The organism is Rhodococcus sp. 06-470-2, assembly GCF_002258235.1.
Lineage (GTDB): Bacteria > Actinomycetota > Actinomycetes > Mycobacteriales > Mycobacteriaceae > Rhodococcoides.
In genome coordinates this window covers 249,552-274,280 of record NZ_NOYB01000032.1, presented here as the reverse complement: position 1 = coordinate 274,280, position 24,729 = coordinate 249,552, and the positions used below count along the sequence as shown (strand labels likewise).

Below are 24,729 nucleotides of genomic sequence, written 5' to 3'. Positions count from 1 at the left end.
GCGGTCGTCACAGCCTCACCTCCATGACGTAGTCGTCGTGTGTCTGGACGCCGACGACGAATTTCTTGGTGCCCACGATCTGGAAGCCGTGTTTGGTGTAGAACTTCTGCGCCCGTACGTTCTGTTGATTGACGCCCAACCATGCTGCCGCACAACCGGATTCGTGTGCGTGGCTCAGCGACGACGACATCAGTCGGCCCGCGGCTCCGCTGCCGTGCTGGGTCGGTTCCACGTAGAGTTTGCTGATCTCGATGGTCGGCTCGTGCGACAGGGTGGCGCGAATATCCGGGTCGGTGGGCGTCCCCGACACGAGCATCGCGTAGCCCACCACGTGAGCGTCCACAGTTTCGTCGATCAGGACGGCTCTGTTCGGGTCGGCGATGTAGTTCTCGAAGTGCTCGACCGACAGCACGTTCGAGATGAACTGCTCGATGTCGTCGGGCCGGGTTCCCGGCGGGCAGGCGAGCGGAAAGGTCGATGCGGCCACCTCGGCGACGCGATGTGCATCGCCGAGTGTTGCTACCCGCACGGTCACAGCAGATCCACTGCGTTCTTGGCATCGCGCAACGACATACCGGTCCGGTCGCGCAGCAGTTTGATGGCCGAGATCGTCTTGCCCTCCGATTTGAGGGACTGCAGTCGCGGGATCAGATCGTTCCAGGGTGTCGGACCGGATTGCGCGGCGTCGACGATGGTGGCCGAGGACGGAAGGGGCTCGCCGCGCTGGACGCTTTCGATCGCGATCTTCGCGTCGTGGAGGCCGGCACCTGTTCGTTCGCGAAAGACCTTGATCGCCTGGAGCTTCTTGTTGGCGGCCAAAAGCTGATGAATGTCTGCGCGGGCGCTCTCGTCGAGACCGACGAACATGATGTGGCGTGAGGTGTCCGAGGACGAGCCGGGCTTCTTGCGGGCCAGCAGCCACGCCGCGAGCACCGCCGCGTCGACGAGGACCAACGCCACGATGAACCATCCCCAGGTCGGCATGCCTTAGTAGACCACTTCAGCGTGACGGGTCGAAGAGCGGGACGTCAACGGACGAATCGGACGTCGGGGCAGCGAACAACGAGGTGGCACCGGCAAGGGTTTTCGTCGCCGCGTCGTACCTGACCGGAGCGAGGTCGTGGCCTGCGCCCTCGATGTCGACGAGCAGTGTGGGTGCCGGGACGAGCGCGAGCGCAGCGCTCAGCTCGGCAGTGGTGCCGAACGGGTCCTTCGTGCCGTGCACCACCACAGCCGGTGTTCGCAGTTCCGGAAGGTGCTGGGTACGAACCTTTTCCGGCTTGCCCGGCGGGTGCAAGGGGTAGGACGTCAGCACGAGCCCGTCGACGAGGCCCGGTCGTTCGGCCGCGATCATCGACCCTTGCCTGCCACCGTAGGAATGCCCACCGAACGCGATGAATCCGTGTGTCTCGGCGCGGAGGCGTTCGACGGCCACCGAGATACCCAGCCGGTCCTCGGCCGAGCGGGACGGGTGCGGCGGTCCTTTGGGTTTGCGTACCCGAAAGGGAAGGTCGAACCTCAGCACCGTGAACCCGGCCGCCGTCCATACTGCGGCGATGCGCTGCAACAGCGGCGACTCGCAGTTGCCGCCCGCACCGTGGGTGAGAGCCAGGCCGCCCCGTGACGGGATCGCGGGCGTGTGCAGAAAGGCGACGCCCCCGCCGAGATCGATGTCGGCGGGGGCGTCGGGACCTTCGAGTTCAGGCATCGTTCGAGGACGTTACCTTTTCCTGGGTGTCAGCGTGATCCGTGGCGGAATCGTCATCGGAGCCGGCGGAGTCCCGGTCGTCGGGGTCCACCATCTCACCGTTGTCGTCGACCATGTCCGCGAACGCGGTGCCGGCGACGGTCCCGTTGGTTCCCGGAAGGGCCACGGTGGGCCGGGCACCGGGTCGATACCGGTCGTCGAGGCCCTCGACGGACTTCTTCGCTTCCTCCAGGGTGGCGTCGTCGACTGTGGGTTCGCTCTGAGCATCGTCCGACACGTGAGTGTCCTTCCGTCGAAGTGTGTGCGTCATCTCCACTGTGCACTTCTATGGCGTGAATCACCACATTTGATTCGTCAAGCACAAAAAAGACCCCCTCGAAAGGGGGCCTTCGTTGTGTTGCTGTGGTGCGCGATACTGGGATTGAACCAGTGACCTCTTCCGTGTCAGGGAAGCGCTCTCCCGCTGAGCTAATCGCGCGTGTCCTCGCATCGGCCTTGCGACCGACGCACTAGCGAGGTGGAGACGGGAATCGAACCCGTGTGCACGGCTTTGCAGGCCGTTGCCTCACCACTCGGCCACTCCACCATGGGTCGAGACCCTCGAGCGGATGACGGGATTCGAACCCGCGACCCTCACCTTGGCAAGGTGATGCGCTACCACTGCGCCACATCCGCATACCCCGGAGCCGTTCACTGCTGGGCAGTTGCTGTCTCCGTGGTGCGGGGAAAACATTAACCCAACGGGAGTGAAACTCACAAATCTCGTGGTCAGCCGCGGAATTCGACCGATCGGCCCATGTGAAAGATGTGAAAGCAGAGGCGGAACGAGTCCAGTGGAGGTAGTCCATCGACGAATTCGATGATCGGGCAGGCGATTCGGTTCGCCGCGGCACCTCGTGTTAATGTTTTGCCTCGTTCGGTCCCGTGGCTCAGTGGGAGAGCGTCCGCTTCACACGCGGAAGGTCGCTGGTTCGATCCCAGCCGGGACCACAGAAAAGAAGGCCCGCACCGCTCGTCGGTGTGGGCCTTCTTGCGTTCGAGGCCGGTAACCTGGGTCGGTGAGCACCGAAGAGACGAAGCCGCAGGCCGTCGACGACCAGGGTCCGATGGACACAGCCAAGGTGAAGCATCGGCGCTTCCGGGCGCGCATCGCCGAGAACAAGTCGCTCGATCTCGCGTACCGGATAACGATCGGTGTCGTCGGAACGGTCGTGCTGGTGCTGGGTGTACTCGCCATTCCGTACCCGGGGCCCGGGTGGCTGATCGTGTTCGCGGGTCTGGGCATCCTGGCCTCGGAATTCGCGTGGGCCAAGAGTGCGCTGCGGTTCGTCCGCAAGAGATACGACGCATTCATGGCGTGGTTCTCCAAGCAATCGATGTTCGTCAAGGGCCTCGGCGTTCTGTTCACCACCGTGGTCGTGCTGGCCACGCTGTGGCTGCTGGGAACGTTCGCGTTGGTCGGAGGGTGGATCGGGCTCGACTGGACGTGGCTCGAAAGCCCGATCTGACGTCACGCGTCGCGCTGAGGCCAATCGAGTGGACCGATGCCGATAGGCTGTCGGAGGCCTTCCTGGCCAGAAGAACCGATCGAGGAGTACATCGCTGTGAGCATGCCCGTTGTCGCCGCTGTTTCGCCCGCCCGCATCATGGTGCCGGCCGGAACCACGGCAGGTACGGCGCTCCGCGACACCGGCCTGCCCAACAAGGGACCCGACGCGATCGTCGTCGTGCGCGATCCCGACGGCAAGCTCCGTGACCTGTCATGGGCACCGCAGGGCGACACCGAGGTCGAGCCCGTTCCTGCGAACACCGAGGACGGACGAAGCGTCATCAGGCACTCGGCTGCGCACGTGCTGGCGCAGGCCGTTCAGGATCTCTTTCCCGACGCCAAGCTGGGCATCGGACCGTTCATCAAGGATGGCTTCTACTACGACTTCGACGTTCAGCAGCCGTTCACTCCCGAGGATCTGACGGCCCTCGAGAAGAAGATGAAGCAGATCGTCAAAGCCGGACAACGTTTCTCACGTCGGGTGTACGAGTCGGTGGAGCAGGCCCGTGAGGAGTTGGCGAACGAGCCGTACAAGCTCGAGCTGATCGACGACAAATCCGGCATCGACGATCCCGAGGTCATGGAGGTCGGCGGGGGAGAGCTGACCGCCTACGACAATCTCAATCCCCGGACCGGCGAGCGCATCTGGGGCGATCTGTGCCGCGGACCCCACATCCCCACCACCAAGTACGTGCCCGCGTTCAAGCTCACCCGCAGTTCGGCCGCCTACTGGCGCGGCAATCAGGACAACGCAGGCCTGCAGCGCATCTACGGAACGGCTTGGGAGTCGGCCGAAGCGCTCGATGCGCATCTCGAACTGCTGGCCGAGGCGGAGCGTCGCGATCACCGCAAGCTCGGATCCGAGCTGGACCTGTTCAGCTTTCCCGACGAATTGGGCTCCGGTCTTCCGGTGTTCCATCCGAAGGGTGGTGTGATCCGCAACGAGCTGGAGAACTACTCCCGCCAGCGGCACATCGAAGAGGGCTACGAGTTCGTCAACACCCCGCACATCACCAAGGGCCATCTCTACGAGGTCTCGGGTCACCTCGACTGGTACCGGGACGGCATGTTCCCGGCGATGCACCTGGACGCCGAACTCGACGAGAACGGCGACGTGCGCAAGCCCGGCCAGGACTACTACCTCAAGCCGATGAACTGCCCGATGCACAACCTGATCTTCCGCTCTCGCGGCCGTTCGTACCGCGAACTGCCGTTGCGCCTGTTCGAGTTCGGCTCGGTCTACCGCTACGAGAAGTCCGGCGTCATCCACGGTCTGACCCGGGTGCGCGGGATGACCCAGGACGACGCGCACATCTTCTGCACCCGCGAGCAGATGCGCGGCGAGCTCACCAGCACCCTCGAGTTCGTTCTCGGGCTGCTCAAGGACTACGGCCTCGACGACTTCTACCTCGAACTCTCCACTCGCAACCCGGAGAAGTCGGTCGGCAGCGACGAGGTCTGGGAAGAAGCGACCAACACCCTCGCCGAGGTGGCGGCTGCGTCGGGCCTGAACCTGGTGCCCGATCCGGGTGGTGCGGCGTTCTACGGACCGAAGATCTCGGTACAGGCCAAGGATGCGCTGGGGCGTACCTGGCAGATGTCGACCATTCAGCTCGACTTCAACCTGCCCGAACGCTTCGAACTCGAATACACCGGCTCGGGCGGAACCAAGGAACGCCCGGTGATGATTCACCGCGCGCTGTTCGGATCCATCGAGCGCTTCTTCGGAGTGCTCACCGAGCATTACGCGGGCGCGTTCCCGGCCTGGCTCGCACCGGTCCAGGTCGTGGGCATCCCGGTTGCCGAGGTCTACCAGGACCACCTGTTCGCGGTGGTGAACGAGCTGAAGAAGCGTGGCGTACGCGCCGAGGTCGACGCCAGTGACGACCGGATGCAGAAGAAGATCTTCAACCAGACGGCGCAGAAGGTTCCCTTCATGCTCCTCGCCGGCGAACGCGACGTCGAAGCCGGTGCCGTGAGCTTCCGATTCCGGGACGGCACTCAGGTCAACGGCGTCCCGGTGGCGCAGGCCGTCACCGTCGTCACCGACTGGATCTCCCAGCGCAACAACGCATCACCGACCGCCGAGCTCGTGCAGACCGAACCCGCAGGAGTGAGCTGATCATGTCGGAACAGGACGAGTCGATCGTCGTCACCGGGGCCGGTGAGCCCGATCGGCTGCAGCGACTGTGGACGCCGCATCGAATGTCCTACATCGCCGAGGCTCCTCAGGGCTCGGCGAAGTCGAACGAGCCGTTCTCCGACATCCCCAAGATGAGCGACGAGGACGGTCTCGTCGTAGCACGAGGCGAATCGGTGTATGCGGTCCTCAACCTGTATCCGTACAACCCGGGCCACGCGATGATCGTGCCGTACCGTCGCGTCGCGGCACTGGAAGACCTCACGCCCGCGGAGAGCGCGGAACTGATGGCCTTCACACAGCAGATGATTCGCGTCATCAAGCGAGTGTCACGTCCGCACGGGTTCAACGTCGGGCTCAACCTCGGAGCTGCCGCGGGCGGGTCCTTGGCCGAGCATCTGCATCAGCACATCGTGCCCAGGTGGGGCGGCGACGCGAACTTCATCACCGTGATCAGCGGCGCAAAAGTGATGCCGCAGCTGCTCCGCGACACTCGGGCCCTTCTGGCGTCGGCCTGGAACGAATGAACCACAGGCGAGAGGAGCACGCGCCGTGCTGAGCATTTTCGGCCGTGCGCCGGTCTCGAAGGTGACCGCCCCGCTCGGGCGCGCCCTCAACAGCACCGGACTGACCCCCAACTCGGTGACGATCATCGGCACCGTCGTCACCGTGACCGCGGCGGTCACGATGTACCCCGCCGGCTACCTGTGGTGGGGCTCGATCGTCATCACCCTGTTCGTCCTGTTCGACATGCTCGACGGTGCCATGGCGCGGGCTCGGGGTGGTGGTACCAAGTACGGTGCCGTCCTCGATGCGACGTGCGATCGAGTGGCCGACGGTGCGATCTTCGGCGGATTGGCCTGGTGGGCCGTCTATTCCGAGCAGGACAAGCTGCTGCTGGTGGCCACCCTGATCTGCCTGGTCACCTCGCAGGTCATCTCGTACGCCAAAGCCCGCGCCGAGGCCAGCGGCCTGTCAGCGGACGGTGGTTGGATCGAACGACCGGACCGCCTCGTCATCGTTCTGGTCGGAGCTGGGCTCACCGGTGTCGGAAGACATTTCGACATTCCGTGGCTGGACAGCCTGATCTACCCGGCCATGTGGATTCTCGCCGCCCTGAGCATCGTCACCGTGTTTCAGCGCGTTCTCGCAGTTCGTGGATCCGAGGGTGCCCGTGACATCATCGTGCCTCCGGTGGCACCGGCACCCGACGACGGCGACGTGGCCGCGTCGTGAATCTCTCCGACAGAGCGAGCGACGCCGGCTACGCGGCCGGTTGGCGCCTGGTCCGGTCTCTGCCCGAGCCGGTGGCACGACGCCTGTTCGATCGCGGCGCAGACTTCGCGTCGACGCGCAACGGCGGCCCGGATCAGTTGCGTCGCAATCTCGCTCGCGTCCTGGGAACCACTCCCGCCGAGGTACCCGACGAGCTGATTCGCGACAGCCTGCGCTCCTACGCTCGATACTGGCGCGAGGCGTTTCGGTTGCCGTCGATGGATCTGGCTGCGCAGGCCGCCGTCATCGATCGGTGCGTGAACGGCAAGGAACATCTCGAGGGTGCGCTCGCGGCCGGTAAGGGAGTGGTCCTGGCTCTGCCGCACAGTGGCAATTGGGACATGGCCGGAATGTGGCTGGTGCGCACGCACGGAGGACTCTCCACCGTTGCCGAACGGCTGAAGCCCGAATCCCTGTACCAGCGATTCGTCGCCTATCGAGAGAGCCTGGGCTTCGAGATATTCCCGCTCAGCGGCGGCGAGCAACCGCCTCTGCTCGCACTGTCCGAGAGACTGCGGCAGAACAAGGTCGTCTGCCTGCTCGGCGAGCGGGACCTCGCCAAGCACGGGGTGCCGGTCACCTTCTTCGGTGAACCGACCCGGATGCCTGCGGGCGCGGCGAAACTCGCGATCGACACCGGGGCGGCGCTGCTCCCGGTGCACGGCTACTTCGACGGCGACGGCTGGGGATTCGACATCTCGCCCGCAGTGGATGTCTCGGCCGGGGTCGGGCCTGCCACCCAGACGTTGGCCGATCATTTCGCAGCCGGAATCCGAGCCCATCCGGCGGACTGGCACATGCTGCAGCCGTTGTGGATTAGCGACTGGTCGGCCGATCGACGCGCCCGAATCGAGGGCGCGTGAAGATCGGCATGGTGTGCCCGTACTCGTTCGACGTTCCCGGTGGAGTGCAAGCACACGTTCAGCAGTTGGCCGAGGTGTTCATCGAACGCGGGCATCGCGTCAGTGTCCTGGCTCCGGCGTCCGACGACGTCGAGCTACCGGACTTCGTGGTGTCGGCGGGCGAGGCTCTCGCCATTCCGTACAACGGATCCGTCGCACGGCTGCGATTCGGACCGATCACATATTCTCGAATTCGGAAGTGGATCTCCGACAACGACTTCGACGTGCTGCACATCCACGAACCGAACGCGCCGAGCCTGTCGATGCTGGCGCTCAAGGCCGCGGACGGCCCGATCGTGGCGACCTTCCACACCTCGACGACGAAGTCCCTGGTGCTCAGCACCTTTCAAGGAGTGCTGCGTCCGTACCACGAGAAGATCAGCGGCCGTATCGCCGTGTCGGAGCTCGCCCGGCGCTGGCAGGTCGAGGCCCTCGGCTCCGACGCCGTCGAGATCCCCAATGGAGTCGACGTGCCCGCATTCGCCGACGCCCCTGTGCTGGAAGGCTATCCACGCGCCGGTCGCACGGTGCTCTTCCTCGGCCGTTTCGACGAACCGCGCAAAGGAATGGCAGTCCTGCTCGGCGCTCTGCCCACACTCGTCGAATCCCACCCCGACATCGAGATCCTGATCGTCGGCCGTGGCGACGAGGACAAGCTACGCAAGGACGCGGGCGCACTCGCGTCGCACCTGACGTTTCTGGGGCAGGTCGACGATGCGACCAAGGCATCCGCGATGCGCAGCGCCGACGTCTACTGCGCACCCAACCTCGGCGGTGAGAGCTTCGGCATCGTCCTGGTCGAGGCCATGGCCGCCGGAACACCGGTGGTGGCAAGCGAACTCGACGCCTTCCGACGGGTCCTGCGGGACGGCACGTGCGGACTCCTCGTTCCGATCGACGACTCCGCTGCCCTCGCCGTCGCCGTCTGCTCGATCCTCGGCGACGATGCCGTCCGTGCACGTCTGGTCGACGCCGCCTCCGTGGCTGTCACCACCTACGACTGGCCCGTCGTCGCCGAGCAGATCCTGCGTGTCTACGAAACCGTCACCCTCGGGGGCCAGAAGGTGCGGGCAGCGAACTGATGACCTTTTCAGCGCTCACGATTCTGGTACTCGGGCTGATCGCCGTACTGATCCTCGTCGTCGGCCTGTGGGCCTACGGAACGGCGAACCGACTCGACCGCCTCCACGTGCGCACCGACCTCGCCTGGCAGGCGCTCGATGCAGCACTCGCCCGCCGGGCCGTCGTCGCGCGCGCGGTGTCCGCGGCGACCCGGGACTCGGCCCCGTCGAGCAGAGAACTCGCTGCGTTGGCCGATCGGGCCGAACGCGTCGACCGGTCGCAGCGTGAAGAGGCCGAGAACGCGGTGTCCATAGCTCTGGCCGTCGTCGAACCGAACGACTTGCCCCCGCAACTGGTCGCCGAACTGGCCGACGCCGAGGCCCGCGTGTTGATCGCACGACGGTTTCACAACGACGCAGTTCGCGACACCCTTGCCCTGCGCGTCAGACGTCCCGTCCGTTGGTTGCACCTCGGCGGAACCGCGGCACTGCCGTCGTACTTCGAGATCGCCGAGCGGTCTGCTGCCGCGACGTTCGGCAGCGAGAACCGCGCCACCCCGAGAACGTCCGCGCGGGTGGTGCTGCTCGACGAGCGCGGTCGCGTACTGCTGCTGCGCGGACACGATCCGACGGTTCCCGACACCTTCTTCTGGTTCACCATCGGTGGGGCAGTGGAGAAGGGCGAATCGCTCCGCGAGGCAGCGGTGCGGGAGGTACACGAGGAGACCGGCCTGACCATCGCTCCGGCCGACCTGCGCGGTCCGCTGTGGCGTCGGGTTGCGACGTTCCCGTTCAACGGAACTCTGATCCGCTCGGAAGAATTGTTCTTCGCGATCCGGACGCAGGAGTTCGAACCGCACAGTGCTGGTTTCACCGATTTCGAACGCCGCACCGTGACCGGCCATCAGTGGTGCACCGAGGCCGACATCCGTGCGCTGAGCGCGGTCGGCGAGAACGTCTATCCCCAGGACCTGGCGGAACTGCTCGACGAGGTCAACGTGGCTCTCGCTCGACGCGGTGATCCGGACGTGCGCGCTATCCGCTAGCGATCTGGACCCTTTTCGAGCAGTCCAGCAATCGTCAAGTGGTTATGGGAAACCGTCGCGACGAGGCCTACAGTTCTGGGCGCGACTTCGCGCCGCGTGCGATCGTCCTCGGTTACCGCGGCTGAGCGTGGTCGCGTGTATCAGTCCGGAGCACCGGTTCGGTGCCCAGAACACAGGAGTCGGCTTGAGTACCCCACACGCATCCACTACACCCGCTGGATCCGCCGAAGGCGGGGCGGCCGAGAACGGAATCGGCACCGCACGCGTCAAGCGAGGAATGGCCGAGATGCTCAAGGGCGGCGTCATCATGGACGTGGTCACCGCCGATCAGGCCAAGATCGCCGAAGACGCAGGAGCCGTGGCCGTCATGGCGCTCGAGCGCGTCCCCGCCGACATTCGCGCGCAGGGCGGGGTGTCGCGAATGAGCGATCCCGACATGATCGACAGCATCATCTCCTCGGTCAGCATCCCGGTGATGGCGAAGGCTCGCATCGGCCACTTCGTCGAAGCGCAGATCCTGCAGAGCCTCGGCGTCGACTACATCGACGAGTCCGAGGTGCTCACCCCGGCCGACTACGCGAATCACATCGACAAGTGGAACTTCACCGTTCCCTTCGTCTGTGGTGCCACCAACCTCGGTGAGGCAATGCGCCGAATCACCGAGGGCGCGGCCATGATTCGCTCCAAGGGCGAGGCCGGAACCGGCGACGTCTCGAACGCGACGACGCATATGCGCAAGATCCGTGACGAGATCCGTCGCCTCACCTCGCTTCCCGAGGACGAGCTGTACGTGGCGGCGAAAGAACTGCAGGCCCCGTACGACCTCGTCGTCGAGGTCGCCCGGGCAGGCAAGCTGCCCGTCACCCTGTTCACCGCGGGCGGCATCGCCACTCCCGCAGACGCGGCGATGATGATGCAGCTCGGTGCCGAGGGCGTGTTCGTCGGATCGGGAATCTTCAAGTCCGGCAACCCCAAGGAGCGCGCCGAGGCGATCGTCAAGGCCACCACGTTCTTCGACGACCCCGATGTGCTCGCCAAGGTCTCGCGCGGTCTCGGCGAGGCGATGGTCGGAATCAACGTCGACGACCTCCCAGTCGGACACCGTCTCGCCGAGCGCGGTTGGTGACGGTTTTCGATCAGTTGCGTTCGAGGGCCGGGCGGTCGGGATGGTCCCAGCGGACCAGGAAGTCCGGCCGCCCGGCCGCGTGGTCGAGGCCGTCGTAGTACTCGAGCAGCGGGGCGCAGGTCCACTGATCGTCGGCGCTCGTTCTGCGGCGTAATGCGCTGCCGGACAGGCGTAGATGCACCGACAGATCGATGTCCAATCCGCGGCCGAGCAGCATCGGTCCCGCGATCAGGACTATCTGATTCGTTGCTGCCGAGGCGCTGCGGGCTCGCGCCGAACGATCGGTGGCCTCATCCCACAGTCGCGGCAGGAAGTGACCTCCGCCACCGGGGCGTAGTGGGGCGATGACCTCTCTGACGAGGGCGTCGTAGTCGAACCACAGTGTGCGATAGCTCAATTCGTCGGTGCGCGAGTACTCGAATCGAATGGACGCAGGTCGGACGTAGTCGTGCAGGTCGACGACGGCAGCCGGACGGCCCCGAGAGCGGGCGTGTTCGGCTGTGCGCGTTGCGAACTCGACCGGCCGCGCGGCATCCGCGCCGTCGATCACGACGATCGATCGGGCACCGTCCCGGCACGAATCGACGATCGACTCGACGAGAAGGTCGGGAAATATCGGCATCGGTTGACCCACGCCGACCATCTTGCCTGGTCCGATCATTGTTAGCCTGAGCCGTTGTCACAGAAAGGTGGACACCAGCCATGGCCAGCATCGAGGACATTCTCGAATTGGAACGGATCGAGAACGACATCTATCGGGGACGGACCTTTCCTTCTCGGCTGCCCCGTACGTTCGGCGGTCAGGTTGCGGGCCAGGCGCTCGTTGCTGCGGTGCGCACGGTGGACCCCGAGTTTCGTGTGCACTCGCTGCACGGCTACTTCCTGCGTCCGGGCAATCCGAACGAGCCGGCGGTGTTCATGGTGGACCGGATTCGCGACGGACGGTCGTTCTGCACCCGCCGCGTCACCGGCATTCAGCACGGCAAGGCGATCTTCACGATGTCCGCCTCGTTCCACGGCGACGACGACGGCATTTCGCACCAGGACGTCATGCCCGAGGTCGTCGGGCCGGACACCCTGCCCGATCCCACCACCCTCGCCGAGTACGACCACTCCTACTACAAGGAGTGGTCCGAGTGGGACATCCGTCTCATTCCCGAGGACCAGACCGTCAAGCATCCCAGTTTCGCTGCGCAACAACGTGTCTGGTTCCGCTACCGCGACACCTTGCCCGACGACCAGGTCTTCCATGTGTGTGCGCTGGCCTACATGAGCGACATGACGCTGCTCGGATCGGCCAAGGTTCCGCACCCGGACGCCGTCACTCAGACGGCCTCGCTCGATCATGCGCTGTGGTTCCTGCGGCCCTTCCGGGCCGACGAATGGTTGCTCTACGACCAGACGTCTCCGTCGGCAGATTTCGGGCGGGCGCTGACGCAGGGACGAATCTTCGATACGTCCGGCCGGTTGGTCGCCGCGGTGGTGCAAGAGGGGTTGATGCGTTACGAGCGGGACCCCGACGCGCCCCATGTCGATCCCTTCGGCCGCAAGTGAGCGCTCCGACCATCGGTGTTCTCGCCCTGCAGGGCGACGTTCGCGAACACCTGGCTGCGCTCGAATCGAGCGGTGCACGCGGTGTCACGGTGCGTCGGCCCGCCGAGCTCGCGCAGATCGACGGACTCATCGTCCCCGGCGGGGAATCGACGACCATGAGCAACCTGCTCGGCGTGTTCGACCTTCTCGATCCACTGCGTGCTCGGTTGGCCGAGGGACTGCCCGCCTACGGTTCGTGCGCGGGCATGATTCTGCTGGCCTCCGAGATCCTCGACACCAGGCCCGACGCCCGGCATCTCGATGCGCTCGACATCACCGTCCGGCGAAACGCCTTCGGGCGCCAGGTCGATTCCTTCGAGACCGATCTCGATGTCACCGGCGTCGACGGCGGACCGGTGCGGGCGGTGTTCATTCGCGCGCCCTGGGTCGAGCGGGTGGGCGAGGATGTCGAGGTGCTCGCCACCGTGCCGCACGGCCCGGCTGCCGGACGCGTGGTGGCCGTTCGCCAGAACTCCGTCATGGCGACGAGCTTCCATCCCGAGGTCACCGGGGACGATCGCGTTCACGCACTCTTCGTCGACATGGTGCGACGCCGCTAGAATCCCTCGGCGGTCGGTCGGTGCCGAGCGCGGTACCGGGCGAGTAAAGTCGACAACACTGATTTCGAGCAGGAAGGGGCCCTATCGCATGAGCGGCCACTCAAAATGGGCCACCACCAAGCACAAGAAGGCGGTGATCGACGCCCGACGCGGCAAGTCTTTCGCCAAGCTCATCAAGAATATCGAGGTGGCGGCCCGCACGGGTGGTGGTGACCCGACGGGCAATCCGACCTTGTACGACGCCATCCAGAAGGCGAAGAAGACGTCGGTCCCCAACGACAACATCGAGCGCGCGCGCAAGCGCGGAGCGGGCGAGGAAGCCGGCGGTGCCGACTGGCAGACCATCATGTACGAGGGCTACGGCCCCAACGGTGTCGCCATTCTGATCGAGTGCCTCACCGACAACCGCAACCGCGCCGCGGGCGAGGTACGCGTGGCGATGACCCGCAACGGTGGGAACATGGCCGATCCGGGATCGGTGTCCTACCTGTTCTCCCGTAAGGGCGTCGTCACCCTGGAGAAGAACGGGCAGAGCGAGGACGACGTGCTCATGGCCGTCCTCGAAGCCGGCGCCGAGGAAGTCAACGACAACGGCGATACGTTCGAGGTCGTCAGCGAGCCGACCGACCTGGTCGCGGTGCGCACCGCGTTGCAGGAGGCCGGAATCGACTACGACTCGGCCGAGGCGAGCTTCCAGGCATCGGTCAACGTCCCGGTCGATGCGGACGGTGCCCGCAAGGTGTTCAAGCTCATCGATGCCCTCGAGGACAGCGACGACGTCCAGAACGTGTGGTCCAACGTCGACCTCTCCGACGAGGTCATGGCCGAGCTCGACGACGAGGACTGACGCCCCTCGCATCCGACGACGTGTTCGACCGGGTGTCGTATCCCTGATCCAGCGGTGGGCTCCGCTACGCTATCGAACAACAGTTCGTAAGCGGAAGGTGTGGTGGCGTGCGGGTGATGGGTGTCGACCCCGGTCTCACCAGGTGTGGGCTCAGTCTGATCGAGGGTGGTGTGGGCCGAACGGTGGTCGCCCTCGATGTCGATGTGGTGCGAACGCCTGCGGACATGGATCTGGCGCAGCGGTTGCTGGCGATTTCCGAGGCCGCGGAGTACTGGCTCGACACCCACAAGCCCTCGGTGGTGGCCATCGAGCGAGTCTTCGCTCAGCACAACGTGCGTACGGCCATGGGTACGGCCCAGGCCGGTGGCGTCATCGCCCTCGCGGCGGCCAGACGCGGCATCGACGTCTGCTTTCACACTCCCAGTGAGGTCAAGGCCGCCGTCACGGGCAACGGCTCGGCCGACAAGGCTCAGGTGACCGCGATGGTCATGCGCATTCTCGGTCTGCAGACGGCACCGACTCCCGCCGACGCCGCCGACGCGCTGGCCCTCGGCATCTGTCATTGCTGGCGAGCGCCCATGATCGCCCGCATGGCCAAGGCCGAGGCCATGGCCGCCGAACAGAAACGCAAGTACGACGCTCGTCTGGCCGAGGAGCGCAAAGCTCGCGCCGTCGTGGCACGCAGGATCGAGAAAATGGCCAAGAAGGAGGCGGGCGCCCGATGATCGCGTCGATCAGGGGCTCGGTGTTCGACATCGCGCTCGATCACGCCGTGCTCGAGGCTGCGGGCGTCGGGTACCGCGTCAACGCCACGCCGGCCACGTTGGCCACTTTGCACCGGGGGAGCGAAGCGACCCTCCTGACGACCATGATCGTGCGCGAGGATTCGCAGACGCTGTACGGATTCCCCGACAAGGAGTCGCGGGAGCTGTTCGAGTTGCTCCTCACCGTGACCGGCGTCGGCCCGCGGATCGCCATGGCAACTCTTGCCGTACACGAGCCCGACGCACTGCGAACTGCGTTGGCCGACAGTGATATCGGAGCACTGACCAGGGTTCCCGGTATCGGTAAGCGCGGCGCGGAGAGAATGGTCGTCGAGCTGCGCGACAAGGTCGACGCAGTGGTCGGACGCGCAGGAAGCGCGGCCGTGCCGGGATCCGGAGTCGGCAACTCGATGCGAGACCAGATCGTCGAGGCGCTGATCGGTCTCGGATTCCCCGTGAAACAGGCCGAGGAAGCGACCGACGCGGTGCTCGCTCAGCAGCCCGAGGCCACGACGTCGACCGCGCTGAGGTCGGCGCTGGCATACCTCGGAAAGTCCAGGTAGGCCCGGGTGACCGAGGAAGATCGGTTCGCAGAATCCCAGGTCGGTGCGGACCCGATGTCCGACGACCTGGATGTCGAGACGAGTCTGCGTCCGAAGAACCTCACCGATTTCATCGGTCAACCTCGGGTGCGGGAGCAGCTGCAGCTCGTGTTGTCGGGTGCCAAGATGCGCGGCGGAACCCCCGATCACATCCTCATGTCCGGGCCGCCGGGCCTCGGCAAGACCAGTATGGCGATGATCATCGCCGCCGAGTTGGGAACCTCGCTGCGGCTCACGTCGGGTCCGGCGCTCGAGCGGGCAGGCGATCTCGCAGCGATGCTCAGCAACCTGGTCGAAGGCGACGTGCTGTTCATCGACGAGATCCATCGCATCGCTCGCCCGGCCGAGGAGATGCTGTATCTGGCGATGGAGGATTTCCGCGTCGACGTCATCGTCGGCAAGGGGCCGGGAGCGACGTCGATTCCACTCGAGGTCGCACCGTTCACCCTCGTCGGTGCCACCACCAGGTCGGGTGCGCTCACCGGACCGCTGCGCGACCGGTTCGGATTCGTGGCGCACATGGATTTCTACGAGCCGAACGAACTCGAGCGCATCCTCATGCGGTCCGCGGGAATCCTGGGTGTGCCGATCGATCGGGACGGATGCGCGGAGATCGCCGGGCGCTCGCGTGGCACCCCCCGTATCGCGAACCGATTGCTCCGCCGAGTCCGCGACTACGCGGACGTGCGCGGCGACGGCACCGTCACTCAGGACACCGCGAAGGCCGCCCTGGTGGTGTACGACGTCGACAAACTCGGGCTCGATCGACTCGACCGCGCCGTACTGAGCGCGCTCATCCGGAGCTTCGGCGGAGGGCCGGTGGGTGTGTCCACGCTGGCCGTCGCCGTCGGGGAGGAACCGTCGACGGTCGAGGAAGTGTGCGAGCCGTTCCTGGTACGTGCCGGAATGATCGCCCGTACCCCCCGCGGGCGCGTCGCGACCGCTGCTGCGTGGCAACACCTCGGTCTGACGCCGCCACCGGATCTCGCGGTGGGTGGAATTTCGGTCCGATCCTCGGAGGTCCAGCAGGGATTATTCGAATGAATCGGGCACAACAGGACACGAACGGACCGGACCGGTTCCAGGTAATGGCACACTGGGTAGCTGCGAGGCCCGCACCGGCGACGCTCTCGCACGAGACAATGACGTATTTCGAACCCGACTTCGAGGACTGACCTTCCGATGGATTTGCTGTTCCCGCTGCTGATCGTGGCACTTCTGGTACCGCTGTTTCTCAATGCGCGTCGACAGAAGAAGGTGTTGGCCAAGACAACGGAAATGCAGGACTCGCTGAAGATCGGTGACGAGGTGGTCACCACCGCAGGCCTGTACGCCCGAGTGGTCCTGGTCGAGGACGACACCATCGATCTGGAGATCGCCGACGGCGTGATCACCACCTGGTCGCGTGCAGTGGTACGTGAGGTTCTGCCCGACGACTCCGAGTTCGACGACACCGACCTCGACGCCACCACCGAGTCGGACATCACGGCGCTCGGCTCGAACGACACCGCTGGACCGTCGCTGAGCAAGGCGGACGTGAGTCGGCCGGACGAGACCATCGAGCAGACGTCGAAGAGGCTGGAAAAAGAGTGAGCAGGATGTGATCGAAACCGCTGTCGGAGACAGTATCCGGCAGCGGTTTTCTCTGCGGTGACCGATGTGGTGCACAATCGCACCGCTCATCGCCGACACATCGGGCCGCCAGGCCCTGCAGGAACCGACACTTTTCATCGCCCAGAGGAGAAACACACACCGTGGCACCTTCCAGCGGACCGGTGCAACCCGCCCGCTATCTCGCCGTTTTCGCGGTGCTGATGGCAGCGGTGTACGCCATGGTCTTCTTCACCGGAGACAAAGACCCCTCGCCGAAGTTGGGAATCGACCTGCAGGGCGGCACGCGCGTGACACTCACCGCGCGGACACCCGACGGCAACGCGCCGACGCAGGACAGCCTGAAGCAGGCGCAGCAGATCATCGAGACTCGTGTCAACGGTCTCGGTGTCTCGGGCTCCGAGGTGGTCATCGACGGCGACAATCTCGTCATCACGGTGCCCGGCGACGACAGCTCCCAGGCGCGCACTCTCGGGCAAACGGCGCGACTGTTCATTCGACCGGTTCTGAGCTCGGTAGCTCCGTCGGCAGGCGAGGGAGCAGGTTCGCAGCAGGCCCCATTCGACCCGGCCGCGCCGGTCGATCCTGCTGCACCGGCAGACCCTGCTGCTTCGGCCGATCCGGCTGCGCCCGCAGACCCGGCCACTCCGCAGAACCGGGTGTTCCCGGCGCAGGATCCGACCACGGTCGATCCGGCTCCCGCCCCCACCACCGATGCGCCCGCCACCGACGCACCGGCGGCAGACGATCCCGCCACCGACGCGAACCTGTCCGACGCCGAGCGCGCAGCGCAGGAGATCGCCGACGCCAAGACGCTCCGACAGAGCGAGGATCCGCAGATCCAGCAGCTGGCCATGCAGTCCCTCGATTGCAACGCCGCCGACCCGCTCGCAGGCAACGACGATCCGGCGCTTCCCCTGGTGGCGTGCTCGACCGACGGAACAGCGGTCTACCTGCTGGGTCCGACGATCATCGACGGCCAGCAGATAGCCGACGCGACCTCCGGCTTCGACAGTCAGCAGGCCCAGTTCCAGGTCAGCCTGACGTTCGACACGGACGGCTCGAACACCTGGGCTCAGTTCACCGCGGCCAATCTCCAGAAGCAGGCCGCGTTCGTACTGGACTCGAAGGTGATCAGTGCGCCGGTCATTCAGGGGGCCACCCCTGCAGGCAGCGCCACCTCGATCACCGGCAACTTCAACAACCAGACCGCGTCCGAGCTCGCCAACACCCTCAAGTACGGCTCCCTGCCGCTGTCCTTCGTGTCCTCCGAGGCCGAGACGGTGTCGGCAACGCTGGGCTTGGCCTCTCTGGAAGCCGGACTGCTGGCCGGTGCCATCGGACTGGCTCTGGTGTTGGTCTACTGCCTGCTCTACTACCGGGCCCTCGGGCTGCTCACTGCGCTGTCGTTGGCGCTGGCCGGTCTCGTCGTCTACGGAATCATCGTTCTGCTGGGTCGATGGATCAGCTTCACGCTCGACCTCGCCGGCATCGCCGGCCTGATCATCGGTATCGGCATGACCGCTGACTCGTTCGTTGTGTTCTTCGAGCGCATCAAGGACGAGATCCGGGAGGGCCGCAGCTTCCGATCGGCGGTTCCTCGCGGTTGGGCACGCGCACGCAAGACGATCCTGTCGGGCAATGCGGTCAGCTTCATCGCCGCCGCAGTGCTCTACGTGTTGGCCGTCGGTCAGGTCCGCGGCTTCGCGTTCACCCTCGGGCTCACGACGATCCTGGACATCATCGTCGTGGTGCTGGTGACGTGGCCGCTGGTGTACCTGGCGTCGAAATCCACGTTCTGGTCCAAGCCGTCCGTCAACGGTCTCGGTGCCGTCCAGCAGATCGCGCTCGAACGCAAGCGCGCAGCCAACAAGGCACTCGCCGTCAAGACCGGCGCTGCGCCGTCGAAGGAGGCATGACATGTCGGACACGACCACGTCGACCCCATCGCCCCTCGACGACTCGGGTGTCGATCAATCCGCCCAGCCCAAGCACAGCTGGTTGTCCAGGCTGTACACCGGTACCGGAGCCTTCGACATCGTCGGTCGTCGCCGGTTCTACTACATCCTCACCGGCGTCATCGTGCTGGTGTGCCTGCTGAGCTTCGTCGTCCGCGGCTTCACCCTCGGTATCGATTTCGAGGGCGGAACGCGGATTGCGCTGCCCGCGGCCGACAACATCACCACCGAGCAGGTCGAAACCGTGTACGACGACTCGCTCGGCATGCCGCCGGTGTCGGTGCAGACCGTCGGTTCGGGTGCCGCAGCAACGGTGCAGATTCGCTCCGAAGCACTCGACCCCGCCGAAGTGGACACCCTTCGCCAGGCGTTGTTCGAGGCATTCCAGCCGCAGGACAACTCCGGTACCGCGACCCCCAACGCCATCAGTGTGTCCGACGTCAGTGAGACGTGGGGTAGCCAGATCACCCAGAAAGCCCTGATCGCACTCGTGGTCTTCCTGGTGATCGTCAGCATCTACATCGGTGTCCGATACGAGCGAGACATGGCGTTGGCGGCGCTGGCCGCCCTGGCATTCGACCTCCTCGTGACCGCAGGCGTGTACTCGCTCGTCGGGTTCGAGGTGACGCCTGCAACCGTGATCGGCTTGTTGACGATCCTCGGTTTCTCTCTGTACGACTCGGTGGTGGTGTTCGACAAGGTCGAGGAGAACACTCGCGGCATCCTCAACCTGCATCGCAAGACGTACGCCGAACAGGCCAACCTGGCCGTCAACCAGACCCTGATGCGCTCGATCAACACCACCGTGATCGGTGTCCTCCCGGTGATCGCACTGATGATCATCGCGGTGTGGCTGCTCGGAGTGGGCACGCTGAAGGACCTGGCTCTGGTACAGCTGGTCGGCATGATCGTCGGTGCCTACTCGTCGATCTTCTTCGCCACTCCGTTGCTGGTGACGCTCAAGGAGAAGTGGGGTCCCGTCGCAGCTCACACGCGCAAGGTCCACTCCAAGCGTGCCGAAGCGGCAGCTCGTGCAGCAGGCCACGCTCCGGAACCGGTGGCCGTCGGTGTGGCCGCCCCGAAGGCGTCAGCTCCGCAGCCGGGCAACCGGCCCACCGGAAAGCGAAACAAGAAGCGACGGTAGATGTCCATCCTCGACAGGGACGGAGAGTGCACGTGAAACGACGGTGGAGCGCGGCACTGGTGGCAGCGAGTGTCGGTGCGGTGTCCATCACTGCGTGCTCGTCGCCCGAAGACAAGGTGCCCTCGATCGGCTATTCCTTCGACAACGTGGTCGACACCTACAACGCGAGAACCGTCGACGGCGCGGCGTCGGGAGCCCGGCAGGCGTTCACTCGGGTGCAGGTGGGCTTCAGCTATCTCGGGCCCGAGGGAGACGCGTTGTCGGACAACGACATCGGAACCGTGTCCGTGGTTCCCGGCGACACCCTGACCGTGCAGTACTCCATCGCCCCCGCGGCGACGTACTCGGACGGTGCGCCGATGGCCTGTGACGATCTGGTGTTGGCGTGGGCGGCGAACAGTGGAAAGTTCGCCACCGACCGCCCCCTGTTCGACGCGGCGTCGACGGCCGGGTACTCCGACATCGAGCGCATCGATTGCGTCCCGGGGGCCAAGGAAGCGACGGTCGTCTTCGCGTCCGGCCGCAGCTACCAGAACTGGCGTGCCCTGTTCGGAGCCACCGACCTGCTACCGGCACATGTCGCGGCTCGAGCAGCGGGCGTGCCGAACGTCGTCGATCCCATCCTGGCCGAGGACGACGACGTGGTGACCCGTATCGCCGACTTCTGGAACACCGGCTGGACCCTGACACCGGGCTCGATCGACCTCGCGCTCTTGCCCTCGGCCGGCCCCTACCGCATCGAGTCCTACACCGCCGAGGACGGTCTCGTGCTCGTGGCGAACGACGCCTGGTGGGGAAACCCACCCCAGACCCAGCAGGTGGTGGTCTGGCCCAAGGGCACCGACCTGGCCGCGAAGTCCGCGGACGGATCGTTGGACGTGATCGACCACGGTGCCGGTGCCGTCGACCTCGGGACCACCGAGGGATTCACGACGACCGAGGAACCGTCGCGGGGCGTCGAGCAGTTGACGTTCGCCACCCAGGGGGTGCTGGCCGATGCGAGTGCTCGTCGAGCCGTGGCCGCGTGCATCCCGCGGTCGGACCTGTTCGACACTCTGGGTCACCCCGGTTTCGAGGCGGAGGCGGCGGGTCTGGGTTCGGGCGTCGTCGACTCTCGTCTCGTCCAGCCCGACACGCTCGAGTATCCGTCGGTCGCAACGGTGGTGGGCGATCGATACCAGCGCTCGGACCTGGACCAGGCGAGCCGAGAACTCGAGGCTGCGGGCGAGAATGCTCTGACCGTTCGTGTCGGCTACCGGGGACCGGACGCGCGCCGCGCCCAGGTGGTGAGTCGCATGGCTGCCGATTGCGCGGCTGCGGGCATCACCGTCGAGGACGCGAGCTCACCGGACTTCACACCGTCCGCACTGGCCGCCGGGGCTGTCGACGCCGTGCTCGGTAGCAGCGGATCCCTTCCCGGACCGTCGGGTTCGGCCGCCGCGGTCACCGCACGGTATTCGTTGCGGACGGGAATCGGCCTGAACGTCGGCGGATACAGCAACGGCAGGATCGATTCCATCGTCGATCAGTTGGCGGTGACCGACGACCCCGAGCGAGTGCTGGCTCTGGCCACCGAGGGTGAGAACATCCTGTGGAACGACATGCCGTCGCTTCCCCTGTACAACGAGCCACGGACCACCGTCGTCAGCGACGGCATGCAGGACGTGGTGCCCAACCCGACGGCCGCAGGTGCCGGTTGGAACATGGATCGGTGGGTGCTTCTTCGATGAACGACGTGGACGAGCGAGCGGGCGCTGCCGCCGCGGTGACCAGGCTGACGCGGTGGGTCGACGACTTCCCCGTCGCGGGCGTTCGCTTCGGCGATCTGACGCCGGTGTTCGCGGACGGACCGGCGTTACGCAGTGTCGTGTCGGAGCTGGCGCAGGGTTTCGAGGACGTCGACCTGGTGGCGGGTATCGATGCACGGGGGTTCCTGCTCGGTGCCGGAGTTGCCCTCGAACTCGGGTGCGGTGTGCTGGCGGTACGCAAGGCGGGCAAGCTGCCGCCTCCGGTGCATTCACGGTCGTACGAACTCGAGTACGGAACCGCCGCACTGCAGATCCCGACTGCGATCGACGTGGCCGGAAAACGAGTGCTCGTGGTCGACGACGTGCTGGCGACCGGCGGTACCGTCGATGCAACGGCTCGGTTGTTGACCGAGCAGGGAGCGGTGATCGTCGGTGCCGCTGTCGTTCTCGAGATCGCCGTTCTGGGCGGGCGCGACAAGTGCAGTGGCTACCCGCTCGGCTGCCTGGTTCGAGTATGAGGACTAAAGTCTCTGTCACAATGCGTTGACGTTTCGACGACAGCGCGGAATGTGTGGCAGGAGGTGATGAGAGTGACCCGATACATCGATCAACCCTTGCCCGACGGGCCTGCCGTCCCCGAGCGGCCCGTAGTTGCCGATCGGACCGGAGTTACCGATCGGACCGGAGTCGACGTCGTCACGACCGACGAGTCCGCGTCCGGTCGTGTCCGCCCGGCCGTCGACGCTCCGGTACCTCACGGCCCGGTTCCCCACGATCCGGCGGCGACCGATTCGCAGGCTCCGTCCGGAACCCGTAATTCGGCACCCGTTCCCACCTCCGCGTCGAGGCGGGTCCGCGCACGCCTGGCGCGCCGCATCACCGCTGGGCGCAGCGCGGCGGTCAAACCGGTGCTCGAGCCACTCGTCAGCCTGCACCGTGAGCTCTATCCCAAGGCAGACCTGACGCTGCTGCAGCGGGCCTACGACGTTGCCGACGAGCTGCACGCCTCGCAGATGCGCAAGTCCGGCGATCCCTACATCACGCATCCGCTCGCCGTGGCCAACATTCTGGCCGAGCTGGGGATGGACACGACAACGCTGGTTGCAGCTCTGCTGCACGACACGGTCGAGGACACCGGATACTCGCTCGCCAAGCTGACCGAGGAGTTCGGCGACGAGGTGTCCCATCTCGTGGACGGGGTGACCAAGCTCGACAAGGTCGTGCTCGGAACCGCAGCCGAGGGCGAAACGATCCGCAAGATGATCATCGCGATGGCGCGAGATCCGCGGGTGTTGGTCATCAAGGTCGCCGACCGGTTGCACAACATGCGCACCATGCGGTTCCTGCCCCCGGAGAAGCAGGCGCGCAAGGCCAAGGAGACGTTGGAAGTCATTGCGCCGCTTGCCCATCGGCTCGGAATGGCCACGGTCAAGTGGGAGCTCGAAGACCTGGCGTTCGCGATTCTTCATCCCAAGAAGTACGACGAGATCGTGCGGCTCGTCGCCGATCGGGCACCGTCCCGCGACACCTACCTCGAGAAGGTTCGGGCCGAGATCAACGCGACGCTCGCCGCGTCGAGAATCAGCGCGGTCGTCGAGGGTCGCCCGAAGCACTACTGGTCGATCTACCAGAAGATGATCGTCAAGGGTCGCGACTTCGACGACATCCACGACCTCGTGGGCGTCCGAATTCTGTGCGACGAGATCCGTGACTGTTACGCCGCTGTCGGCGTGGTGCATTCGCTGTGGCAGCCGATGGCGGGCCGTTTCAAGGACTACATCGCGCAGCCGCGTTACGGCGTCTACCAGTCGCTGCACACCACGGTGATCGGACCGGAGGGCAAGCCCCTCGAGGTGCAGATTCGTACGCGCGACATGCACCGCACAGCCGAGTTCGGCATCGCGGCACACTGGCGGTACAAGGAGACCAAGGGCAAGCACTCGCAGGACAACGCCGAGGTCGACGACATGGCGTGGATGCGCCAGTTACTCGACTGGCAGCGAGAAGCCGCCGATCCGGGGGAGTTCCTCGAGTCGCTGCGCTACGACCTCGCGGTCAAGGAGATCTTCGTCTTCACCCCCAAGGGCGACGTCGTCACCCTGCCTGCCGGATCGTGCCCGGTCGACTTCGCGTACGCCGTGCACACCGAAGTGGGACATCGCTGCATCGGCGCGCGGGTCAACGGTCGACTCGTCGCCCTGGAACGAACACTCGACAACGGTGAAGTGGTCGAGGTGTTCACCTCGAAAGCCGCCACCGCAGGCCCGAGTCGGGACTGGCAGGGATTCGTCGCGTCACCGCGAGCCAAGACCAAGATTCGCCAGTGGTTCGCCAAGGAGCGTCGCGAGGAAGCCCTGGAGGCAGGCAAGGACGGCATCGCCAAGGAGGTCCGTCGAGGCGGACTTCCCCTGCAGCGCTTGATGAATGCCGAGTCCATGTCGGCGATCGCGCACGAGCTACGGTACGTCGACGTCTCCGCTCTCTACACCGCGGTCGGCGAGAATCACGTATCCGCTCGCCACGTGGTGCAGCGGTTGGTCGCCCATCTCGGTGGAGTCGGCGACGTCGAGGAAGAGCTCGCCGAGCGGTCGACACCGTCGACCATTCCCACTCGACCCCGTCAGGTCGGCGACGCGGGCGTGCTGGTCACCGGTGCCGAGGGCGTCGTCGCGAAACTTGCGAAGTGCTGTACGCCGGTGCCGGGAGACGAGATCCTCGGATTCGTCACCCGTGGTGGATCGGTGAGTGTCCACCGCACCGACTGCACCAATGCACGATCGCTGGAAGAGCAGTCCGAGCGGTTCATCGAGGTTCAGTGGGCACCGTCGGCGTCCTCGGTGTTCCTGGTCGCCATCCAGATCGAGGCACTGGACCGTCACCGACTGCTCTCCGACGTCACCAAGGCGCTTGCCGACGAGCGAGTCAACATTCTCTCGGCATCGGTTGCCACGTCCGGGGACCGGGTGGCGATCAGCAAGTTCACGTTCGAGATGGGTGACCCGAAGCACCTCGGGCACGTGCTGAATGTCGTGCGCAACGTCGAGGGCGTGTACGACGTGTACCGGCTGACGTCGGCCGCCTGAGCGGTCCGGAGA

The 24,729-nt window shown here is 65.6% G+C and carries 25 protein-coding genes and 4 tRNA genes; 21 read left to right on the top strand and 8 right to left on the bottom strand.

Annotation, left to right across the window (positions count from 1 at the left end; all coding sequences use genetic code 11):
• Positions 1 to 7: 7 nt before the first annotated feature.
• The 7 genes from CH276_RS16885 to CH276_RS16855 form a co-directional block, all read right to left on the bottom strand.
• Positions 8 to 535, bottom strand: a complete 528-nt coding sequence (locus tag CH276_RS16885; RefSeq protein ID WP_094630054.1) for a GNAT family N-acetyltransferase — start codon at positions 533 to 535, stop codon at positions 8 to 10.
• Positions 532 to 984: a hypothetical protein gene (locus CH276_RS28240; protein ID WP_032397950.1), complete on the bottom strand. Its 453-nt coding sequence runs from the start codon at positions 982 to 984 to the stop codon at positions 532 to 534. Before CH276_RS28240 ends, CH276_RS16885 begins: the two co-directional genes overlap by 4 nt.
• A 16-nt stretch (positions 985 to 1,000) precedes the next feature.
• Positions 1,001 to 1,708, bottom strand: coding sequence for an alpha/beta hydrolase family protein (locus CH276_RS16875; RefSeq protein ID WP_094630053.1), 708 nt, complete (start codon positions 1,706 to 1,708; stop codon positions 1,001 to 1,003).
• Entirely contained in the window at positions 1,701 to 1,985 is a 285-nt protein-coding gene (locus CH276_RS16870) for a hypothetical protein (RefSeq protein ID WP_254924112.1), read from the bottom strand. The genes CH276_RS16875 and CH276_RS16870 overlap by 8 nt, the downstream gene beginning before the upstream one ends.
• A gap of 126 nt (positions 1,986 to 2,111) precedes the next feature.
• Positions 2,112 to 2,186: transfer RNA gene (locus CH276_RS16865), tRNA-Val, on the bottom strand.
• A 37-nt stretch (positions 2,187 to 2,223) separates the two neighbouring features.
• A tRNA-Cys gene (locus CH276_RS16860) sits at positions 2,224 to 2,294 on the bottom strand.
• Between the two features lie 17 nt (positions 2,295 to 2,311).
• Positions 2,312 to 2,383 (bottom strand) — tRNA-Gly (locus tag CH276_RS16855).
• 243 nt (positions 2,384 to 2,626) lie between these two features.
• Here CH276_RS16855 and CH276_RS16850 point away from each other — a divergent pair.
• From CH276_RS16850 to pdxS, 9 genes are all read left to right on the top strand, one after another.
• A tRNA-Val gene (locus tag CH276_RS16850) sits at positions 2,627 to 2,698 on the top strand.
• A 116-nt stretch (positions 2,699 to 2,814) separates the two neighbouring features.
• Complete coding sequence (locus CH276_RS16845) at positions 2,815 to 3,216, top strand: TIGR02611 family protein (protein WP_094630114.1); 402 nt, start codon at positions 2,815 to 2,817, stop codon at positions 3,214 to 3,216.
• Between the two features lie 102 nt (positions 3,217 to 3,318).
• On the top strand, positions 3,319 to 5,379 hold the full coding sequence (thrS, locus tag CH276_RS16840; protein ID WP_094630052.1) for a threonine--tRNA ligase: 2,061 nt from the start codon (positions 3,319 to 3,321) through the stop codon (positions 5,377 to 5,379).
• 2 nt (positions 5,380 to 5,381) lie between these two features.
• Positions 5,382 to 5,924: an HIT family protein gene (locus CH276_RS16835; RefSeq protein WP_032397953.1), complete on the top strand. Its 543-nt coding sequence runs from the start codon at positions 5,382 to 5,384 to the stop codon at positions 5,922 to 5,924.
• A gap of 25 nt (positions 5,925 to 5,949) precedes the next feature.
• On the top strand, positions 5,950 to 6,633 hold the full coding sequence (gene pgsA, locus CH276_RS16830) for a phosphatidylinositol phosphate synthase (protein WP_032397954.1): 684 nt from the start codon (positions 5,950 to 5,952) through the stop codon (positions 6,631 to 6,633).
• A complete protein-coding gene (locus tag CH276_RS16825; protein WP_094630051.1) occupies positions 6,630 to 7,535 on the top strand; it encodes a phosphatidylinositol mannoside acyltransferase in 906 nt (301 codons plus the stop codon). The genes pgsA and CH276_RS16825 overlap by 4 nt, the downstream gene beginning before the upstream one ends.
• Positions 7,532 to 8,656 (top strand): glycosyltransferase family 4 protein, encoded by a 1,125-nt coding sequence (locus CH276_RS16820; RefSeq protein ID WP_032397956.1) that lies wholly within the window; start codon positions 7,532 to 7,534, stop codon positions 8,654 to 8,656. The genes CH276_RS16825 and CH276_RS16820 overlap by 4 nt, the downstream gene beginning before the upstream one ends.
• Positions 8,656 to 9,681 (top strand): NUDIX hydrolase, encoded by a 1,026-nt coding sequence (locus CH276_RS16815; RefSeq protein ID WP_094630050.1) that lies wholly within the window; start codon positions 8,656 to 8,658, stop codon positions 9,679 to 9,681. The genes CH276_RS16820 and CH276_RS16815 overlap by 1 nt, the downstream gene beginning before the upstream one ends.
• Before the next feature lie 184 nt (positions 9,682 to 9,865).
• Complete coding sequence (gene pdxS, locus CH276_RS16810; RefSeq protein WP_082073976.1) at positions 9,866 to 10,807, top strand: pyridoxal 5'-phosphate synthase lyase subunit PdxS; 942 nt, start codon at positions 9,866 to 9,868, stop codon at positions 10,805 to 10,807.
• A 10-nt stretch (positions 10,808 to 10,817) separates the two neighbouring features.
• Here pdxS and CH276_RS16805 read toward each other — a convergent pair whose 3' ends face one another.
• Entirely contained in the window at positions 10,818 to 11,468 is a 651-nt protein-coding gene (locus tag CH276_RS16805) for a hypothetical protein (RefSeq protein WP_254925924.1), read from the bottom strand.
• Positions 11,469 to 11,509: 41 nt separating this feature from the next.
• On the opposite strand from CH276_RS16805, the gene CH276_RS16800 reads away from it, so the two are divergent.
• The 12 genes from CH276_RS16800 to CH276_RS16745 all read left to right on the top strand — a co-directional run bounded on the left by CH276_RS16800 (position 11,510) and on the right by CH276_RS16745 (position 24,717).
• Positions 11,510 to 12,361 carry an acyl-CoA thioesterase gene (locus CH276_RS16800; RefSeq protein ID WP_094630049.1) on the top strand — a complete coding sequence of 284 codons (852 nt, stop codon included), beginning with the start codon at positions 11,510 to 11,512 and terminating at the stop codon, positions 12,359 to 12,361.
• Positions 12,358 to 12,960: a pyridoxal 5'-phosphate synthase glutaminase subunit PdxT gene (gene pdxT / locus CH276_RS16795; RefSeq protein ID WP_094630048.1), complete on the top strand. Its 603-nt coding sequence runs from the start codon at positions 12,358 to 12,360 to the stop codon at positions 12,958 to 12,960. The genes CH276_RS16800 and pdxT overlap by 4 nt, the downstream gene beginning before the upstream one ends.
• Positions 12,961 to 13,048: 88 nt before the next feature.
• Positions 13,049 to 13,807, top strand: coding sequence for a YebC/PmpR family DNA-binding transcriptional regulator (locus CH276_RS16790; protein ID WP_032397960.1), 759 nt, complete (start codon positions 13,049 to 13,051; stop codon positions 13,805 to 13,807).
• Positions 13,808 to 13,914: 107 nt separating this feature from the next.
• Positions 13,915 to 14,532, top strand: a complete 618-nt coding sequence (ruvC, locus tag CH276_RS16785; RefSeq protein ID WP_032397961.1) for a crossover junction endodeoxyribonuclease RuvC — start codon at positions 13,915 to 13,917, stop codon at positions 14,530 to 14,532.
• On the top strand, positions 14,529 to 15,134 hold the full coding sequence (gene ruvA, locus CH276_RS16780) for a Holliday junction branch migration protein RuvA (RefSeq protein ID WP_045195348.1): 606 nt from the start codon (positions 14,529 to 14,531) through the stop codon (positions 15,132 to 15,134). Before ruvC ends, ruvA begins: the two co-directional genes overlap by 4 nt.
• 54 nt (positions 15,135 to 15,188) lie before the next feature.
• On the top strand, positions 15,189 to 16,217 hold the full coding sequence (gene ruvB / locus CH276_RS16775) for a Holliday junction branch migration DNA helicase RuvB (RefSeq protein ID WP_045199784.1): 1,029 nt from the start codon (positions 15,189 to 15,191) through the stop codon (positions 16,215 to 16,217).
• Between the two features lie 138 nt (positions 16,218 to 16,355).
• The gene (gene yajC, locus CH276_RS16770) at positions 16,356 to 16,766 is read left to right on the top strand and encodes a preprotein translocase subunit YajC (RefSeq protein ID WP_094630047.1); all 411 of its coding nucleotides are present in this window, start codon (positions 16,356 to 16,358) and stop codon (positions 16,764 to 16,766) included.
• Between the two features lie 161 nt (positions 16,767 to 16,927).
• Complete coding sequence (secD, locus tag CH276_RS16765; RefSeq protein WP_176459285.1) at positions 16,928 to 18,703, top strand: protein translocase subunit SecD; 1,776 nt, start codon at positions 16,928 to 16,930, stop codon at positions 18,701 to 18,703.
• A gap of 1 nt (position 18,704) precedes the next feature.
• Positions 18,705 to 19,886, top strand: a complete 1,182-nt coding sequence (gene secF, locus CH276_RS16760; RefSeq protein WP_094630046.1) for a protein translocase subunit SecF — start codon at positions 18,705 to 18,707, stop codon at positions 19,884 to 19,886.
• Between the two features lie 26 nt (positions 19,887 to 19,912).
• The gene (locus CH276_RS16755; RefSeq protein ID WP_094630045.1) at positions 19,913 to 21,616 is read left to right on the top strand and encodes an ABC transporter substrate-binding protein; all 1,704 of its coding nucleotides are present in this window, start codon (positions 19,913 to 19,915) and stop codon (positions 21,614 to 21,616) included.
• Positions 21,617 to 21,621: 5 nt separating this feature from the next.
• Entirely contained in the window at positions 21,622 to 22,152 is a 531-nt protein-coding gene (locus CH276_RS16750; protein WP_373453533.1) for an adenine phosphoribosyltransferase, read from the top strand.
• A gap of 72 nt (positions 22,153 to 22,224) precedes the next feature.
• Entirely contained in the window at positions 22,225 to 24,717 is a 2,493-nt protein-coding gene (locus CH276_RS16745; RefSeq protein ID WP_176459284.1) for a RelA/SpoT family protein, read from the top strand.
• The last annotated feature ends 12 nt before the right edge of the window (positions 24,718 to 24,729 follow it).

Excerpts from the sequence above, each read along its gene's own strand:
- CH276_RS28240 (WP_032397950.1), bottom strand. The coding sequence starts at position 984 with ATGCCGACCTGGGGATGGTTCATCGTGGCGTTGGTCCTCGTCGACGCG.
- CH276_RS16875 (WP_094630053.1), bottom strand. The coding sequence starts at position 1,708 with ATGCCTGAACTCGAAGGTCCCGACGCCCCCGCCGACATCGATCTCGGC.
- CH276_RS16845 (WP_094630114.1), top strand. The coding sequence starts at position 2,815 with ATGGACACAGCCAAGGTGAAGCATCGGCGCTTCCGGGCGCGCATCGCC.
- thrS (WP_094630052.1), top strand. The coding sequence starts at position 3,319 with ATGCCCGTTGTCGCCGCTGTTTCGCCCGCCCGCATCATGGTGCCGGCC.
- CH276_RS16835 (WP_032397953.1), top strand. The coding sequence starts at position 5,382 with ATGTCGGAACAGGACGAGTCGATCGTCGTCACCGGGGCCGGTGAGCCC.
- CH276_RS16815 (WP_094630050.1), top strand. The coding sequence starts at position 8,656 with ATGACCTTTTCAGCGCTCACGATTCTGGTACTCGGGCTGATCGCCGTA.
- CH276_RS16805 (WP_254925924.1), bottom strand. The coding sequence starts at position 11,468 with ATGATCGGACCAGGCAAGATGGTCGGCGTGGGTCAACCGATGCCGATA.
- CH276_RS16800 (WP_094630049.1), top strand. The coding sequence starts at position 11,510 with ATGGCCAGCATCGAGGACATTCTCGAATTGGAACGGATCGAGAACGAC.
- CH276_RS16790 (WP_032397960.1), top strand. The coding sequence starts at position 13,049 with ATGAGCGGCCACTCAAAATGGGCCACCACCAAGCACAAGAAGGCGGTG.
- ruvA (WP_045195348.1), top strand. The coding sequence starts at position 14,529 with ATGATCGCGTCGATCAGGGGCTCGGTGTTCGACATCGCGCTCGATCAC.
- ruvB (WP_045199784.1), top strand. The coding sequence starts at position 15,189 with ATGTCCGACGACCTGGATGTCGAGACGAGTCTGCGTCCGAAGAACCTC.
- yajC (WP_094630047.1), top strand. The coding sequence starts at position 16,356 with ATGGATTTGCTGTTCCCGCTGCTGATCGTGGCACTTCTGGTACCGCTG.
- secF (WP_094630046.1), top strand. The coding sequence starts at position 18,705 with ATGTCGGACACGACCACGTCGACCCCATCGCCCCTCGACGACTCGGGT.